The organism is Cognaticolwellia beringensis, from assembly GCF_002076895.1.
In the GTDB taxonomy this organism is placed as follows: Bacteria; Pseudomonadota; Gammaproteobacteria; order Enterobacterales; family Alteromonadaceae; genus Cognaticolwellia; species Cognaticolwellia beringensis.
On record NZ_CP020465.1, the window covers coordinates 4,376,406 to 4,392,632 of the forward strand.

A 16,227-nucleotide genomic window follows, 5' to 3' on the forward strand; every position below is an offset into this window, starting at 1 on the left:
AGTAATCCTCATACTGCTTTAAATTGAATACTTGACGTTAAATGATACGTAATCTCGATCTTCCATTTGGTTAGTAGTACCTACGCCACCAAAGAAACTGTTGAAGCTCAAATCAGCAGACCAACGGCTTTGGTAGTCAAAACCTAAACCTAGTGATACTGACTTTCTATCTTCAACAAACAAGAATAATGGATCCGGTGTTATGCCGTTAACATCATGTGAAAACACAATTTTTGGTGAAACGTTTATACCAGCAAATACATTGTTATAATCTAGTTTACCAACAAAGCGATAACCCCATGCAAACGCACTAGGAAATGGGTTTGTTTCAACACCGTCTTGCAGGGCCATTTCTAGGCCTTCTTTACCCGCAACACCACCATTTCTAGCAGTACCAGGGCCATTTAAACGTAAAACATCTTCATCTGGCATGTCCTGAATATCGATAGCGCCCACTTCAAGTAAGGTCACAAATTGGCTTGCACCTAATGTTGGCCCCCAAAGATGCGTTAACGTCATTTGTGCTTGTAGTGTGTCAGATAAAATATAACCATTTGCACGAGTACCACCCGCAAAAACTGGCATTTGTGAAATACCATCTAGCTCATCACGGCCTAAGTCATTCGCTAACTGTTGTGGCATAGCAGCAAATAGCAATTCAACATCATCTATTTGTAATGGTTCGTCTTGACGGAAGGTTACTTCACCGGCTACAGAGGTTGTACCTATAGCGGTATTAAAGCTCAAAGCATAAAGCTTAATGTCTTCAATATAATCAAGTTCAACGCGAGAGAACGCTTTTAAATCTGTGTAATTGTCATGCGTAATTTCAGTTGAAACTAACATACCAACATCATGCGCTAAGGCTGCTCCGGTAAAGTCAGCTGTGATACCAGAAAATACAGGACGACGACTATGGTAATTCATATGATACAAGCTAATTTCAGTATCATTTAAAGCCGGTAAATACCAAGAAAGTCGTAAACCATATTGGCCACCGTCTTCTGGATCATTCTCGGCTCCAGCTTCACGTAATGTTAACTTAGTTGGAAAACCACCAACATAGGCCCCACCAGCATTAGCTATCGGTACATTACCATTTAAAATTTGTGCTCTTAAGCCATTTAAATTAGTAATCACGGAATCAAGATCCATATCTGGATTACTAGCAAAATTTAATTGTACATTGTTAAAATGACCGCCGTCGCCAGCAAAATCATTGGTTGAGAAGTAACTACCTGGGGCAGGTAAAACTGTTTTTTCCCAGCTATATTGATAAAACATTTCAACGTTAAAGGTTTCTGTTACCCCTAAAGATGCCCAAACAGCGCCAAAAGGAATAAAGGCTTCTTTTAATTCAGCACCAGGCGCTTTCAAGCGTGCAATATCTACCGGGTTAAGTTCACTGATACCGTGGGATATTAACGTACTTTCACCCCAACTGATCACCTGTTGACCAACACGAACAGAAAAAGGCATTTCACCAAGATCAAAATCACCGTATACAAAAGCATCTAGCAAACGTACATCACGACACACTTGGTCACGTGCTTCATCGTCTCGACAAGGATCATTAACTTCGCCAGAGCTTGGATTAGTCCATGCTCTATCGCCGTCCATCATTTCAAAATCGTAAAAATACATTGCACGGCCAAAAAAACCTAAGTTTTCATAACGCACGTCGAGATCATGTGAGCCTTTGATTAGTTTTGAAAAACTGTCACCTGAATTATAATTTAGATTACCGTTATCACCATTGGTTGAATAACCACCGGCGCCATCCCATACTGTAGATGCACTTGGATTAGCATTTAGAATTGGATGGTATTGGCTAAAATCAAAGCCATTGTTAACGTTATTAGATTTACCAACGTTATCATTCCAGTTTCGGTCTTCTACGCGCCAGCTTGTACCTGCTGAAAATGTAGAATCAAAACTGATATCGAAGTTGCCTAACTGAAAGTTTTTTGCCTGAACATTAGCGCTTGCTAGTGTTATTAAAGCGGCAGCAATACTCAGCGCTAATGGTTTTTTTTGTAAAACGTTGCGAAGGTTTTGTTTCATATCTTATCTCCCCAGATGCGACTATGCATTTTTATTTTTATATGCCATTTACATGGTATGAAACAATAATTACATCATTTTGACCCAGTGGCAAGTGCTAAAACCTTTGTTAAAGCCCTTTATATTAAAGACTTGAAACAAGTCATCTGACGAAAACAATAAGGCGTTTAAAACACTTGTTTTAAACGCCTTATCTTAATATGCTGCAATCATCAAATAGTGAACAGAAATGGCAGCCGTCATACTATCAGCAATTAGCTTGCTATATCTTTAGATGGTCAGACCACTGTTTAAAGCAAAAACTCTAATCAGGACAATTTATCTAAAGACAAAAACTTATTGTTTTGCGTTTGTAAACAAAAATGCCCTTTTATGCCGTTACCTGTTAAATATTTTCGTAAATGCATTGCAGGAAACTCTACTTTTACCCCCTGCTCTGACCTCACAATAATAGATTGAATTTTCCCCTGATAATAAGGGAGATATTCTTGGCTAGTAATATTCAAATTAAAATAGTACTTCATACTTTTACCTACGGAGCTAACGCAGCATCAAGTTTTTCTTTTAAATCCTTAGAAAGCTTAACTTGCTTGGAAAATTGTTCAAGCTTGGCTTTGATCATTGTTTGCCTATGCTTATCAAACGACTTAAATTGTATCAGCGGCGTAATTAAACGAGACGCCACTTGTGGGTTAATATCGTTTAGCTGAATTAATTGATCAATTAAAAACTGATAACCACGACCACTAGCACAATGGAAATAACGTGGATTGTTAGTGGTAAATGCGCCCACCAGTGATCGAGCTCTATTAGGATTTTTTAAACTAAATAATGGGTGTGCGATAAGCTGAGTTAAATTTTCATAGATGGACTCATCATTTACACTTGCTTGTATCGCAAACCATTTATCCATGACCAATGTTGTATCACGCCATTTCTGTTCAAAACCACTCATCATATCGCTAAAATTTTCATGACGATTTTTTGCTGCACAATTAAGCACGGCTAAGCTATCTGTCATATTATTTGAATGCTGGAACTGTGTTGTCAGTAACGCTTGTTGATCACTGAGTGTGCTCAAATAAGATAAACAAATGTTTTTTAATGCTCGTTTGCCAATCGCAGTGCCATCACTCGCATAATCAACTTGTACATTTTGTTGATACTGCTGCAAGAATAACTGTGCTAATTCATGGGCTAAACTTTGCTTAACGCTATCAATGGCGTCAAGTAAGGCAATAGGGTCAACTTCGACAATATTGTCAGCTAATTCACTAAAGTTCGGTAGTGTTAATTGCTCTGCTTTAAAAGCCGCAGATATATCGGCAGATAATATTTCTCTAAAAGCCTGATATAGGTTTTCAGGTAAACTTAAGCTCGGTTGTTGCATTAACTGAGTGATATATCTTGTTAATAATTTTTGTCCAGCATCCCAGCGACAAAACTCATCATTTGCGCGGGTCATAATACATTGTAAGTCTTGATCAGACTGCACAAACTGGGTTTTAACTGGCGCAGAAAAATCCGTCAATAAGGCCAAAACAGGTTTCTGGCTATAGCCTTTAAAAGTCCATGTTTGTGCTTGCTCAGTCAATTGTAATAACGACGATTGAATTTGCTGATCGTCTAACGATATTAATTCAACTCCAACAGGTATATGTAATGCAGGTTTTTCACCACTAGCTTGGCCTAAGGTTAATTTATATTCAGACGAGTTGGCATCGAAGCTTTCGCTGACATTTAATAGTGGTGTGCCTGCTTGTGTATACCAGTGTTTAAACTGACTAAGATCAACTCCAGATGCATCAGCCATGGCATTGATAAAGTCGTCGCAAGTCACTGCCATACCGTCAAAGCGTTTAAAATATAAATCTAAACCTTGTCGGAACTTCTCAACACCTAGCAAGGTATGGATCATACGAATAACTTCAGCACCTTTTTCATAAACCGTTAAGGTGTAAAAATTATTCATTTCAATTACTTTTTCAGGTCGTATAGGATGTGCCATTGGGCCAGCATCCTCGGCAAATTGCAGCGAACGTAATACCCGAACATTTTGAATACGAGTAACTGCAGCTGAATGCATATCCGCGCTAAATTGTTGATCTCTAAATACCGTTAAGCCTTCTTTTAAGCTCAGTTGAAACCAATCTCGGCAAGTAACCCGGTTACCGGTCCAGTTATGGAAGTATTCATGAGCAATAACCGCTTCAACATTAAAATAATCAGTATCGGTTGCACTGGTTTCATCAGCTAAAACAAATTTACTATTAAAAACATTCAGACCTTTGTTTTCCATAGCACCCATATTGAAAAAATCGACGGCTACTATCATGTAAATATCAAGATCGTATTCGAGACCGAAAGTATCTTCATCCCATTTCATCGAATGTTTTAACGATGCCATCGCATGATGTGCTTTATCAACATTGCCTTTATCTACAAATATTTCCAAGGCAACATCACGTCCAGAGCTAGTGTTATAACTATCCTTTAAGACATCAAAATCACCAGCAACTAAAGCGAATAAATAACAAGGTTTTGGAAATGGGTCATGCCATTGCACAAAATGCTGACCATTAGCTAAATCGCCGGCAGCAATCTTGTTACCATTTGACAACAAATACGGGAATTGTGCTTTATTGGCAATAACTTTAGTCGTAAATGTTGCCATAATATCTGGACGGTCAAGATAATAGCTAATACGTCTAAAACCTTCCGCTTCACATTGAGTGCAATAAGCATCGCCTGACTTAAACAAGCCTTCAAGCGCAGTATTTTCAACGGGATTAATTTCAGTAACAATTTCTAGGCTGAATTCGTCGCGATCGATAACAATAGATAAATTGGTATCACTGACTTGGTAATCGTTACCTAATAGCTGCTGTTCATCAATTGAGACAGATAATAACGTTAAGTGCTCACCGTCCAAAATTAGTGGTTGATTATTTGCCGCCTTTCGAGTCATTTGCATGCGGTTAATAATACGAGTTTTATATTCATCAAGTTCAAATGTTAACTCAACGGTAGAAATTGAAAAATTTGCTTCGCTATAATCAGCTAAATAACGTGGGGTAAAATCACTCATGCGCATCCTTAAGTGTATTTGTTGGAAATTAATGTCTGCAACAGACATTAAAAAGCCTGTACTAAACAGGCTTTATGAATATTTATTAATTTTTAAAGTTTTTTACTGTTTTGTCACTACTTTTTGAATCTTAAAGCCCATATAACCATAAGCTACGGCTAAGATCGGGTTAATTAAGTTAAAAAAGCAATAAAATATATAATCATAAGAAGTTAATGCCATCGCACCAAACATAAATGCACCACAAGTATTCCAAGGTATTAATGGCGAAGTAATAGTCCCTGAATCTTCTAGTGTTCGGCTTAATACGACTGGGTGTAAACCTCGATTTTTATACTCTTCCTTGTACATTCTACCAGGCATTACAATCGCCATATATTGGTCAGCCGTAATCAAGTTAGTCCCTATACAAGTAGCAACGGTGCTAGCAATTAAGCTGCCAGTTGACTTTGCTTTCGCTAAAATTGATTCAACAAACTTTTTCAGCATACCTAGATGCTCTAAAATGGCCCCAAAACTTAGCGCTGTGACTACTAGCCAGATAGTATTTAGCATACCAGACATGCCACCTCGGCTTAATAACTGATCTATTTCAGTATTGCCAGTTTCAACGACTACACCGTCAAAGAATGCAGTCCAAACTACCATAATAGTGGCTTTAGTTGAATCTACACCTTCTAGCGCCATTCCCATAATCAATTCTTGCTGGAAAATCAATGCCCAAATAGCCCCGATCACAGCACCAATAGCAACTGCTGGAAAAGCTGGCATCTTTTTATAAGCCATGACTAACAATATCAATAACGGTATTAAGTTCAACGCTGATATGTTGTAGGTATTTTCCAACGTGCTGGTTAATGACACTATACTATCGGTGTTACCAATATCTCCTGACGAATGGTTAAAGCCAATAATAAGGAATAGTATCAATGCAATGGTAATTGACGGAACAGTGGTCCATAGCATGTATTTAATATGTTCAAATAATTCACTTCCTGCTACTGCTGGAGCTAAGTTAGTCGTTTCGGAAAGTGGTGAAAGTTTATCGCCAAAATACGCTCCTGAGATTACTGCGCCAGCAGTTACCGATGTCGACAATTCAAAACCACCTGCAATTCCGATAAAGGCTACACCGACGGTCGCTGCTGTAGTCCAAGAACTACCTATGCTCATTGCAACAACACCACACACTAGACAAGTAGCGGCATAAAACCAACTGGGATCAATGATTTTCAAACCATAATAAACCATGGTAGGTACAGTACCTGACAACAACCAGGTTCCAATTAATGACCCTACTGCTAATAAAATCAGCACTGCGCCTAAAGAAATCGATATGCCATGAATAATAGCCTTTTCCATAGCGCGCCATTTATAGCCGTTTTTTAGCCCTATCACCGCAGCGACACCAGTCGCTAAAAGTAATGCTATTTGATTAGGTCCTGATGATGAGCTATCACCAAAAAAAGTAACGCCAGCGATTAATAAACAAATAAGGACAACGATTGGAATTAAAGAATCCAACATAGAAGGTTGTCGCATTGATTGAGGATCAGACATAGATAAATTTACACCTTATTATCTTAGTTATTATAGTGGTTAAATTATTTGTGTTAGTAAGATGCCGACTGTTCACAGAGAGTGCAAGTTTTTTCTGACAATTAGTTGTTAACTAGCCCTTTGTTTATAAGGATTTAAAGAATAATTATGCAGTTATTTCAGGTAAAAATTAACCATAGACTCTACTACTAAAAAGCCACCTAGTAGGTGGCTTTATTGTCGGGGCAGAAAAACAGTTATTTTTTCGCGACTTTACCCAATGACACTAAATCAAAAGTAATTTTTGCTGTTTCATCTAGAAATGGGTCTAGTGTTTCTAGATCTTCTGGTAAGTCATCTAAATCAGTAACTTTTTCTTTACCCATGCTGGTAAGTCGTTCGTTAGCACGCTTTAATTGCTTAGCTTTACGGCTTTCTCTTTTTTCTTTGCGTTTAGCTAAGTTTAGCGAAATAGTTTTATCATCTTTTTCTGCTTTATATTCTGCAATATCAGAAAGTAAGTAATTAAACTCTTGGTTTTGCGCTATGCGTGAACTATGCAATGAACTTAAGTAAGTTACATCTTGGCTGATGTCATTAAGTTGGTTATATCGTGCTTTCGGGATTTGGTCCCAAGGCAAAGCATTTTCTTCTTTACTTTCGCCCCAGTCAGCCGGGTCTATCGCCGACGGAAATTCAATATCAGGTAATACACCACGGTGTTGTGTACTACCACCATTAATACGATAAAACTTGGCAATGGTGAATTGAATGCTACCAAATGGATTCTCGTACAAATCATACACTCGGCCTAAGCCTCTATGCTGTTGCACAGTGCCTTTTCCGAACGTGTGTTCTCCAACAACAACGCCTCGTCCATAATCCTGAATAGCTGCTGAAAATATTTCTGACGCTGAAGCACTGTAACGATCAACCATGACGGTTAACGGACCGTCATAAAAACTAATGCCGTCTTTATCACTGTTAACTTGTACACGATTCGCACCATCACGCACTTGTACTACCGGCCCTTTATCGATAAATAGCCCGGTCAGTAAAGTTGCTTCTGTTAACGAACCACCGCCATTGCCACGAAGGTCAACAATGATCCCAGAAACATTTTCGTCTTTAAGCTTAGCTATTTCGAGCTTAACATCACGTGATAAATGATTGTAAAAGCTAGGGATAGTGATGACACCAAGTTTTTTAGCGTTTTCATCACCCTCTTTTTCAAAATAAACTTCTGATTTTGCCGCACGATCTTCAAGTTTAATCGTGTCTCTGACAATAGAAACGACTTTAATGCTACTATCATCTTCCGATTCTGCACCTAAAACTTGTAGTCTTACCTTTGTGCCCTTTGGACCTTTGATAAGTTCAACAACATCATCTAAACGCCAGCCAATAACATCAACAAATTCTTTATCATCTTGCGAAACACCAACAATACGATCTTTAGGTTTTAATTCTTTTGACTTATCTGCCGGACCGCCTACCACAACACTTTGAATAACGGTGTAATCTTCTTCTGCACGTAAAACCGCACCAATGCCTTCCAACGATAAATTCATTTCCATTTGAAAGCGTTCAGCATTTCGCGGTGATAAATATGATGTATGTGGTTCAACAACGCGTGCAAAGCTGTTCATAACAACTTGGAATACATCTTCGCTTTCACTTTGTTTTAAACGTTTAATGGCATAACGATAGCGTTTACCTAGAACTTCTTGGATTTTTTCCCACTCTTTGCCCGCTAACGTTAAGTTAAGCGCATCATATTTAACTTTTTTACGCCATAACTCGTTTAGCTCTTCAACAGAGTTGGCCCATGAAGCATCTTCACGATCAAAATTGTAGGTTTCATCAAGGTCAAAATTAAAAGGCTTTTCGCTAGTGAGTAAGCTTAATGCATATTCATAACGCTCTAATCTACGCTGTAAATTAAGGTTATATATTTGATAAGCGATATCGAGCTTGCCGCGCGAAATAACGGTATCAAACTCATCACGGTATTGCTCAAATTGCTCAACATCGGAGGCTAAAAAGACGTTACGTGCGTAATCTAATTGCTTAATGTAACGGGCAAAAATTTGCTCTGATAATATGTCGTCTATTTTTATTTGCTTGTAGTGTGCTCGCGTAAATTGTGCCGTAATGCGCTTTGTTGATGTAGCATGTTGGCTTTCAGGTACTAATATCGGTAAGCTTTCATTGTCTTTAATACTTTCAGCCAGGACTGAGATACTGGCAAGTGACAATGATACCGCAACAGCTATACGACAAAATTTATGCATTCACATACTCCAAATTTATTCTGTAAAAATATTTTTAACTTGAGTTTTAACAACCATACCTGAGTTTAATTGAACACTAACATCTTTACCGGAAACTTCTGTAATAACAGCATCCATCGACGATTGTCCTAACTGCACTTTGATATTTTTGCCAACAACAACATTACTCGTTTCAACAGGTTTAAGTTTAACGGCTGTTTTTTCAACAACACGTTTAGTTGACTTAACCGAATTAAACTTTTCTTTGCGGCTATTATCTGTAGAGTCTTTACTTACAGACTTAGTTCCCTTCGCGGCACTACCTTTATAAGGTTTTTTCGCTACTTTGTCTTTCGGCTTTTTGTTACCAAATTTTTCTTGGCTTTCTTTCAATGTTTTGCTGGCATAATCGGCTTGTTCTTGATCGATTTCAGCAGCATCATTTCCATCGATATCAACACGAAAAACACCCATTTTAATGGCTTTCAAGTAGCGCCAGCTACTTGTGTAATGTCTAAGGGCTTGACGTAATCGAGTTTTGCTTACAGTTTCATCGCCAGTTAGCTTTTCAGCTAAATCTTGAAAAATACCAATTTTTAATGGTTTTGCAGCGCCTTCAATTGAGAAACATGCTGGAAATTTTTCCGCCAAGTAGGCGATAATTTCTTTTGTGCTAATACGCTTAACTTCAGCATCAACACTTGGTGTTGCTTCAACTGCCGGCTCTGCTACCACTTTTACTTCACTTTCTGTTTTAGTTTCCATAAATACAACTTTTCAAAATTTTAGTTCTGCTCTGCTAGATATTGTTCACGATTTTCCAACAGATGTCGGCACCAATCATAAATATCTTCACTTTCGATTTCAGCTAAGGCTTCTTGCCCTATCCACGTATCCCACACCAAAGACAACAACTGCTCTAAAATCTCTGGTGCAATATCTTCTTCTGCTAAGTCATAAACGGTATGATAAATTTCGTTAATACGCTCAGCAACTTCTTCTTCATCACCATCCCAATCGCCTACAACAGCTTCTGAAACTAGATAGTCATGAATATCAATAAATTCTTTCATTAGTTTATCACGCCATGCTTGATCATAACATTTTCAAATAAACAAATTAACTTTTCTAAGCCTATTTGATCATCAGCATCGAAACGATTAAATGCCATACTGTCGATATCAAGCACTGCAATTACCTTATCGTTTAACATTAAAGGTAATACAATTTCCGAGTTAGTGCTAGCATCACAGGCAATGTGACCGTCAAATTCATGGACATCTGCGATACGTTGTACTTTGTTTTCGATAGCGGCTGTGCCACAAACACCACGCCCAAGAGGAATGCGAATGCAAGCTACTTTACCTTGAAATGGACCAAGTACAAGTTCGTCATTAACCATACGATAAAATCCAACCCAATTAACTTCAGTTAATTGTTCAAATAACAAAGCACTGACATTAGCCATATTAGCAATGACATCTGATTCATCAGTGATCAAGGCTTCAACTTGTGTATATAAGTCTCGATAAAAGGTATTTTTAGTCATTAATTATGATGCCCACAATAAAAACGCATAACATACCCTGATAGCGTCTTAAATTAAAGCGCTATCAGCATCAATTAGCAATTATCTATCAATTTATTGTGCTTTTAATGATAATTATCAACCTTACTAGCAGATTTAGCTCTTTTTCTGTAGCAAATGTTACGGTCTTTTAAATAAAGACAAATATATCATCGACAAAAAATTGACCATCGTATTGAGGTTTAAACTTGCGCTTAATGTTAAAGGAACACCTCAAATACCATCAATAAATCCACTAAAAAATACGGCTATTTTGTACTAACGCAGTTGGCATAACTGACACTTTGATACGAAAAAATTATCTAGATTTTTATTATCATGTAGTGACTATTTCAACTAGTTAGCCATGATAATAACAATTGCATCGTTTAATTTCGTTTTCGACTAAGGTTACTAATGGTAAAGGATACATTAGTAACCTTGATATATCACTGCTCAAATTAAGCCAATCACAATTCGTATTTCACTGAGCATATAATACAGTATCTCTTTTGCATCGACACAATTACTTATTGTCACTCTCAACTCGAGGCACTAATAGAATGGCTTTATTTAGCTAGGTTTATCCACATTATTTATGTAAAGGGACCGTGTCAAACGCAGGTATATTAGATAGTTCTTTGAGCCATGGAACTGCAGAACGACACCAAATTTGGCTTTTTGGCACCAGTTGGTTACGTTGTTCGATACAACCGGCTCTAATACCATACACTCTATTTGAGGGATCAACCGAGGTGGCATAAATTGCGCTCCCACAATTTTGACAAAATCCTTGTGCTCGTTGATTACCACTTTCAGCGACTTTAACGTATTCTTTAGGTTGCCCTTTAGTAAAAGTTAAGCCATTAGGCTCGGAAATAACTACGCTTCTAAAAGCTGTGCCTGATAACTTTTGACAATCACTGCAGTGGCATAACATGACTTTTTTTTCATCTACTTCAGCTTCAAATTTTATTTCGCCACAATGGCAACTACCGTTAATATGCATCATTATCTTTACTCTATTTTCATTTAGGGGCCAGCTCAACCAGGTCGGTAAATGACTTTTAGCTTAAAATGGCCAATTATTTATTTTATCAAGATTAAGTAAATCAATTAAATTTTTGTTCATCATTACAGCACTTTCACCATATAATGCTTCAATATCAACAAAAAATAATATCTCAATCCCCTATTTTATCTACTGATATTGCCGTTATCTTTTCTCAATGTTTAAGCTAAAAATTTCCACCACAAAAAGAACACACTAAACAGGGTCAAAACCGTTAAACAAAAAAGCGTGTAGACCTTAAACCAACCTTGCGGCTTTTGATCGTCGTCGACATCAGCGCCCATCATAACTTTATAGTTTAACCAAGCGTATATTGGTGCACTGACAAAAGAAACGGTAGTTACAAAATCAAGTAAAGCCTTTATATCTGCACTAAAGTCACTAATGATCCACCAACTGCCGACCACCAATAATGCTAACGATACAATGTAGGCTTTATTGGCTCGGTTTTGTGTTTGCTCACTTTGCTCATCACTTGCGAGCAAAAATGCACGTTTCCAAACTTGGGGAAAACCATCAGCTACCGCAAAGGTTGTTGAAAATAAAGCGATAAATGTCACTAGTGCCATAAGAAGCCAACTCCACTCTCCTAGCGCTTGGCTATATATACCGACTAATTGTCCGGCAAATGCTGCAGCTGAATCGGCAAAACCTTCGCCTTGACCAAACATTAATAAGGCGCCTAACCATAAGAAAATAACGGCGAGTAAAAAACTGGTAAAATAACCAATATTAAAATCTATTGTGGCGTTTTTTGCTGATGTTTTACCCGGTTTATCCACGCGTGAGGTAGTCCAAATAGAATGCCATACAGAAACTTCAATAGCCGTGGGCATCCAACCAATAAGGGCAACAATAAAAGCGATACTCGCCGCTGACGTTAATGAAATTACAGGGGCTTGACCAGACGGACTAAAACCTAAGCGATTAACTGCGGCAAACCAAGCTATTATGCTAGATATCACTAGAATTAGCATCATCCACTTGAGCAAGTTACTTAATAATTTGTAATGCCCAATAATTAATACCGCACAGACGATAACCAGTATCAATGCCGCCCACTGCGATAAAGAAAAAACATCACCAAATAAATTCATGGCTAATGCAGCCGTGACAATAGTAACGCCTGATTGCACAAAAAACATCGTGGTAAAAGTTAACAATAAAAACAAATAGAATGCCCAGTTCCCTACCCGTTTATAACCATCAAGTAAGCTTTTACCTGTCAGGCCGGCATATTTAGGGCCAAATAAAAAGAAGGGATATTTGATCACATGAGCAAGAATAATAAAGCCTAATAATGCAAAGCCAAAATCGGCACCGGCACGTGTGGCCTGCACTATATGAGAAACACCAATACTGGTTGCGGCCCAAACAATACCGGGTCCTAATAGAGCGAATATCTTAGTAAATTTCATAAAAATATATAAGTAAATGTAAATTCACAATAATTTAATGTCTATAGCGGTATTGTGCAAACTATTTTGCGGGTTAAATTACAATAATTCGATTTAGGATAGCTCAGAACAAAATTATCTTTTACATAGCAATACCAAATACCTGCATTATTATAATGTAAGTTGAACTGGAATATTAATAGGATGAATGCACTCGTTAATCTAATCAATTGTGATAGTCTTTTAGTCTAATTATAATAACAACTGACAGCAGGCTATCATTTTGTTTATTCATTTTAAGAAACCCAAGAATATTGCGTTTACTTCTTCATTTAAATCTTCCCCGGTAAAGCATTTTTTGGTGTGCTGTGCATTAAGCACATTGATACCGGCTTGTGCTTCAACCATTGTGGTTCCACCGAATGAACAATTAGTATTGCGTGAGATACAGCAACAAGTTAGCGCCGACAGACTGAGAAAAGATGTCACAACATTAGTCGGCTTTGGTACACGGCATACCTTGTCAGAAACAAAATCAGAAACTCAAGGCATTGGCGCTGCGCGTCGTTGGATTAAAGCAGAGTTTGAAAAAATCTCCGCACAATGTGGTGGTTGTTTAGAAGTTATCTATCAAAAAGAAATATTTTCAGGGGAAAAACGTATTCCACAGCCTACAGAAGTGGTTAATGTTATCGCTATTCAGCGTGGTCAACTCGATCCAAATCGTTACATTATAATGTCTGGAGATATAGATTCTCGGGTTTCAGACCCACTTGATTATACCAGCGCTTCTCCAGGTGCCAATGATAATGCTTCAGGGGTTGCCGGTGTTATCGAAACGGCTCGCGTCCTCTCACAACATAAATTTGCTGGTACGGTTGTATATGCGGCCTTATCAGGTGAAGAACAGGGCTTATTCGGAGGCAAAATTATGGCTGGTATTGCTAAACAAGAAGGTTGGCGTGTAGAAGCTGTAATTAACAATGACATGATCGGGAATATTTCAGGTATTAATGGCGTTATTAACAATACAACCGCCAGGGTGTTTTCTGAAGGTATTCGCTTTGTTGAAACCCCTGAAGAAGCTCGAAAAAGACGATTTACCGGTGGTGAAGTCGACTCTCCTTCACGAAATATTGCTCGTTATATTGATAAAACTGCCGACCAATACATACCTAACTTAGACGTAATGATGGTCTACAGATTAGATAGATTTGGCAGAGGCGGACATCACCGTCCCTTTAATGCGGTCGGTTATCCTGCCGTACGCATTATGGAAACGAATGAGCATTACGACCGTCAACATCAAGACTTACGCACTGAAAATGGCCGAGCGTTTGGCGACGTGTTATCTGGGGTAGATTTTGATTTTAATGCTAAATTAACTTCACTAAATGCTGTCACTATGGCTGCTATGGCTTGGGCGCCACCACCACCAGCAAACACTGAGATTTCTGGTGCAGTAAAAGCGTCAACTACCTTAACGTGGCAACGACCAAAAGGTAAAATGGCGGAAAATTTAGCCGGTTATCGTGTCCATTGGCGATTAACGACGGAGCCAACATGGACACATAGTCAATACGTTGGTGATGTTAGTGAATTTGAATTAAAGAATATTGTTATCGACAACTACTTCTTTGGCGTCAGTAGTGTTGCTAAAGACGGTTTTGAAAGCCCGGTAGTTTTTCCTGGCCCTGCGGGATCTTTTGGTGGTTATAGCCATTGAATTAATTAAATCTTCAAGTAGGCTGATGCATTAACTAAAGTTTAGCTTTCTCACATACAAAAGCGCTGTTAGCAACATTGTTTCTAACAGCGCTTTATTAATTTCAGCTTAGTACCTTGATATAAAATCTATACCTTAGTTAAAACGAATCACCTGGGATACGCACCCAGCCTTCCATTAGAACGCGAGCACTTCGGCTCATAATCGCTTTATTTACCGTCCACAGATCATTAATTTTCGTTGCTTGAGCGCCCACTTTAAGTGTACCTGATGGATGACCGAAAACTACTGCTTCACGATCACCACCGCCAGCAGCTAAATTAACTAATGTGCCTGGGATTGCCGCCGCAGCGCCAATGGCAACCGCTGCGGTGCCCATCATTGCATGGTGTAGCTTACCCATTGATAAAGCACGAACATGTAAATCTATAGCTGATGCAGACACGGCTTTACCACTTGATGTTACATAATCTTTAGCACCACTGACAAAAGCCACTTTAGGCGTATGTTGACGTGCAGCTGCTTCAGAAACATCGTTAATTAAGCCCATTTTAATTGCGCCCGCCGCACGAATAGTTTCAAAACGCGCTAATGCTGCATCGTCATTATTGATTGCGTCTTGTAATTCTGTACCGGTATAACCAAGATCTTCAGCATTTAAGAAAATAGTTGGTATGCCCGCGCTGATCATGGTCACTTTATATTTCGCGGCTTTGAAAGTGCCAATAGCGGGCACGTCAAGCTCATCAAGGACATTACCGGTTGGAAACATAGCTTCTGATGGGTCAACAGGTGCGATAAACTCTACCGGCACTTCTGCAGCAGGAAACGTAACGCCATCGAGTTCGAAATCACCCGTTTCTTGTACTTCGCCGTTGGTTATAGGCACCCGTGCAATAATAGTTTTGGCAATATTTTTTTGCCAAATACGTACGATACAAACACCATTATCAGGAATACGTGAAGGGTCAACTAAGCCAGCATTTATCGCAAAAGAGCCAACCGCTGCCGTTAAGTTACCGCAATTACCCGACCAATCAACAAAGGCTTTATCTATAGCAACTTGACCAAACAAATAATCAACATCGTGATCAGCAACGTCACTTTTAGCCAAAATAACTGTTTTACTGGTACTTGATGTTGCGCCACCCATACCATCAGTTTGTTTGCCATAAAGATCGGGACTACCAATCACGCGCAGTAGCATATTGTCGCGCGCTTCTCCAGGCACTTGGCATCGCGGTGGTAAATCAGTTAGATTAAAAAACACACCTTTTGATGTGCCGCCACGCATATAGGTAGCAGGAATTTTTACTTGAGGTAAGTGCACTTGAGGAACCTGAGACATAACAATCTCCTTTATTATTTATTTTTTATAAAAAAAGCAGTAAATTATCTCTATTTACTGCTAATAAATCATCCCCTTTTAAAGCAGGAGTCTGACCCGCGTTCACAGCGGTAACCTTGGTCATGTCTATACTTGTAAATGACCAAGGCCGCT

Annotated in this window: 12 protein-coding genes; 1 reads left to right on the forward strand and 11 read right to left on the reverse strand. The window is 38.6% G+C overall.

All coding sequences use genetic code 11. The features are described from left to right. Positions 1-18: 18 nt before the first annotated feature. The 10 genes from B5D82_RS18400 to B5D82_RS18445 form a co-directional block, all read right to left on the reverse strand. Positions 19-2,064, reverse strand: coding sequence for a DUF1302 domain-containing protein (locus B5D82_RS18400; protein ID WP_081153760.1), 2,046 nt, complete (start codon positions 2,062-2,064; stop codon positions 19-21). Between the two features lie 308 nt (positions 2,065-2,372). Then, positions 2,373-2,588, reverse strand: a complete 216-nt coding sequence (locus tag B5D82_RS18405) for a DUF2835 domain-containing protein (protein ID WP_081153762.1) — start codon at positions 2,586-2,588, stop codon at positions 2,373-2,375. Between the two features lie 8 nt (positions 2,589-2,596). Further along, on the reverse strand, positions 2,597-5,158 hold the full coding sequence (pepN, locus tag B5D82_RS18410) for an aminopeptidase N (RefSeq protein ID WP_425429894.1): 2,562 nt from the start codon (positions 5,156-5,158) through the stop codon (positions 2,597-2,599). Between the two features lie 96 nt (positions 5,159-5,254). Beyond that, the gene (gene nhaC / locus B5D82_RS18415) at positions 5,255-6,712 is read right to left on the reverse strand and encodes a Na+/H+ antiporter NhaC (protein ID WP_081153766.1); all 1,458 of its coding nucleotides are present in this window, start codon (positions 6,710-6,712) and stop codon (positions 5,255-5,257) included. A gap of 236 nt (positions 6,713-6,948) precedes the next feature. Continuing rightward, positions 6,949-8,985 (reverse strand): carboxy terminal-processing peptidase, encoded by a 2,037-nt coding sequence (gene prc, locus B5D82_RS18420; RefSeq protein WP_081153768.1) that lies wholly within the window; start codon positions 8,983-8,985, stop codon positions 6,949-6,951. Positions 8,986-9,000: 15 nt separating this feature from the next. Next, positions 9,001-9,729: an RNA chaperone ProQ gene (gene proQ / locus B5D82_RS18425; protein WP_081153770.1), complete on the reverse strand. Its 729-nt coding sequence runs from the start codon at positions 9,727-9,729 to the stop codon at positions 9,001-9,003. A 20-nt stretch (positions 9,730-9,749) separates the two neighbouring features. Further along, the gene (locus B5D82_RS18430) at positions 9,750-10,037 is read right to left on the reverse strand and encodes a hypothetical protein (protein WP_081153772.1); all 288 of its coding nucleotides are present in this window, start codon (positions 10,035-10,037) and stop codon (positions 9,750-9,752) included. Next, positions 10,037-10,513 (reverse strand): GAF domain-containing protein, encoded by a 477-nt coding sequence (locus B5D82_RS18435; RefSeq protein WP_081153774.1) that lies wholly within the window; start codon positions 10,511-10,513, stop codon positions 10,037-10,039. Before B5D82_RS18435 ends, B5D82_RS18430 begins: the two co-directional genes overlap by 1 nt. A gap of 610 nt (positions 10,514-11,123) precedes the next feature. Next, the gene (locus B5D82_RS18440) at positions 11,124-11,540 is read right to left on the reverse strand and encodes a GFA family protein (RefSeq protein ID WP_081154611.1); all 417 of its coding nucleotides are present in this window, start codon (positions 11,538-11,540) and stop codon (positions 11,124-11,126) included. Between the two features lie 224 nt (positions 11,541-11,764). Further along, the gene (locus B5D82_RS18445) at positions 11,765-13,021 is read right to left on the reverse strand and encodes an NRAMP family divalent metal transporter (RefSeq protein WP_081153776.1); all 1,257 of its coding nucleotides are present in this window, start codon (positions 13,019-13,021) and stop codon (positions 11,765-11,767) included. A 385-nt stretch (positions 13,022-13,406) separates the two neighbouring features. Here B5D82_RS18445 and B5D82_RS18450 point away from each other — a divergent pair, with 385 nt between their 5' ends. Beyond that, a complete protein-coding gene (locus tag B5D82_RS18450; RefSeq protein ID WP_425429895.1) occupies positions 13,407-14,726 on the forward strand; it encodes a M28 family peptidase in 1,320 nt (439 codons plus the stop codon). Between the two features lie 139 nt (positions 14,727-14,865). On the opposite strand, the gene prpF is transcribed toward B5D82_RS18450, so the two are convergent. Next, positions 14,866-16,074 (reverse strand): 2-methylaconitate cis-trans isomerase PrpF, encoded by a 1,209-nt coding sequence (gene prpF / locus B5D82_RS18455; protein ID WP_081153778.1) that lies wholly within the window; start codon positions 16,072-16,074, stop codon positions 14,866-14,868. Positions 16,075-16,227 lie beyond the last annotated feature (153 nt).

Excerpts from the sequence above, each read along its gene's own strand:
- B5D82_RS18400 (WP_081153760.1), bottom strand. The coding sequence starts at position 2,064 with ATGAAACAAAACCTTCGCAACGTTTTACAAAAAAAACCATTAGCGCTG.
- B5D82_RS18405 (WP_081153762.1), bottom strand. The coding sequence starts at position 2,588 with ATGAAGTACTATTTTAATTTGAATATTACTAGCCAAGAATATCTCCCT.
- pepN (WP_425429894.1), bottom strand. The coding sequence starts at position 5,158 with ATGCGCATGAGTGATTTTACCCCACGTTATTTAGCTGATTATAGCGAA.
- nhaC (WP_081153766.1), bottom strand. The coding sequence starts at position 6,712 with ATGTCTGATCCTCAATCAATGCGACAACCTTCTATGTTGGATTCTTTA.
- prc (WP_081153768.1), bottom strand. The coding sequence starts at position 8,985 with ATGCATAAATTTTGTCGTATAGCTGTTGCGGTATCATTGTCACTTGCC.
- proQ (WP_081153770.1), bottom strand. The coding sequence starts at position 9,729 with ATGGAAACTAAAACAGAAAGTGAAGTAAAAGTGGTAGCAGAGCCGGCA.
- B5D82_RS18430 (WP_081153772.1), bottom strand. The coding sequence starts at position 10,037 with ATGAAAGAATTTATTGATATTCATGACTATCTAGTTTCAGAAGCTGTT.
- B5D82_RS18435 (WP_081153774.1), bottom strand. The coding sequence starts at position 10,513 with ATGACTAAAAATACCTTTTATCGAGACTTATATACACAAGTTGAAGCC.
- B5D82_RS18440 (WP_081154611.1), bottom strand. The coding sequence starts at position 11,540 with ATGCATATTAACGGTAGTTGCCATTGTGGCGAAATAAAATTTGAAGCT.
- B5D82_RS18445 (WP_081153776.1), bottom strand. The coding sequence starts at position 13,021 with ATGAAATTTACTAAGATATTCGCTCTATTAGGACCCGGTATTGTTTGG.
- prpF (WP_081153778.1), bottom strand. The coding sequence starts at position 16,074 with ATGTCTCAGGTTCCTCAAGTGCACTTACCTCAAGTAAAAATTCCTGCT.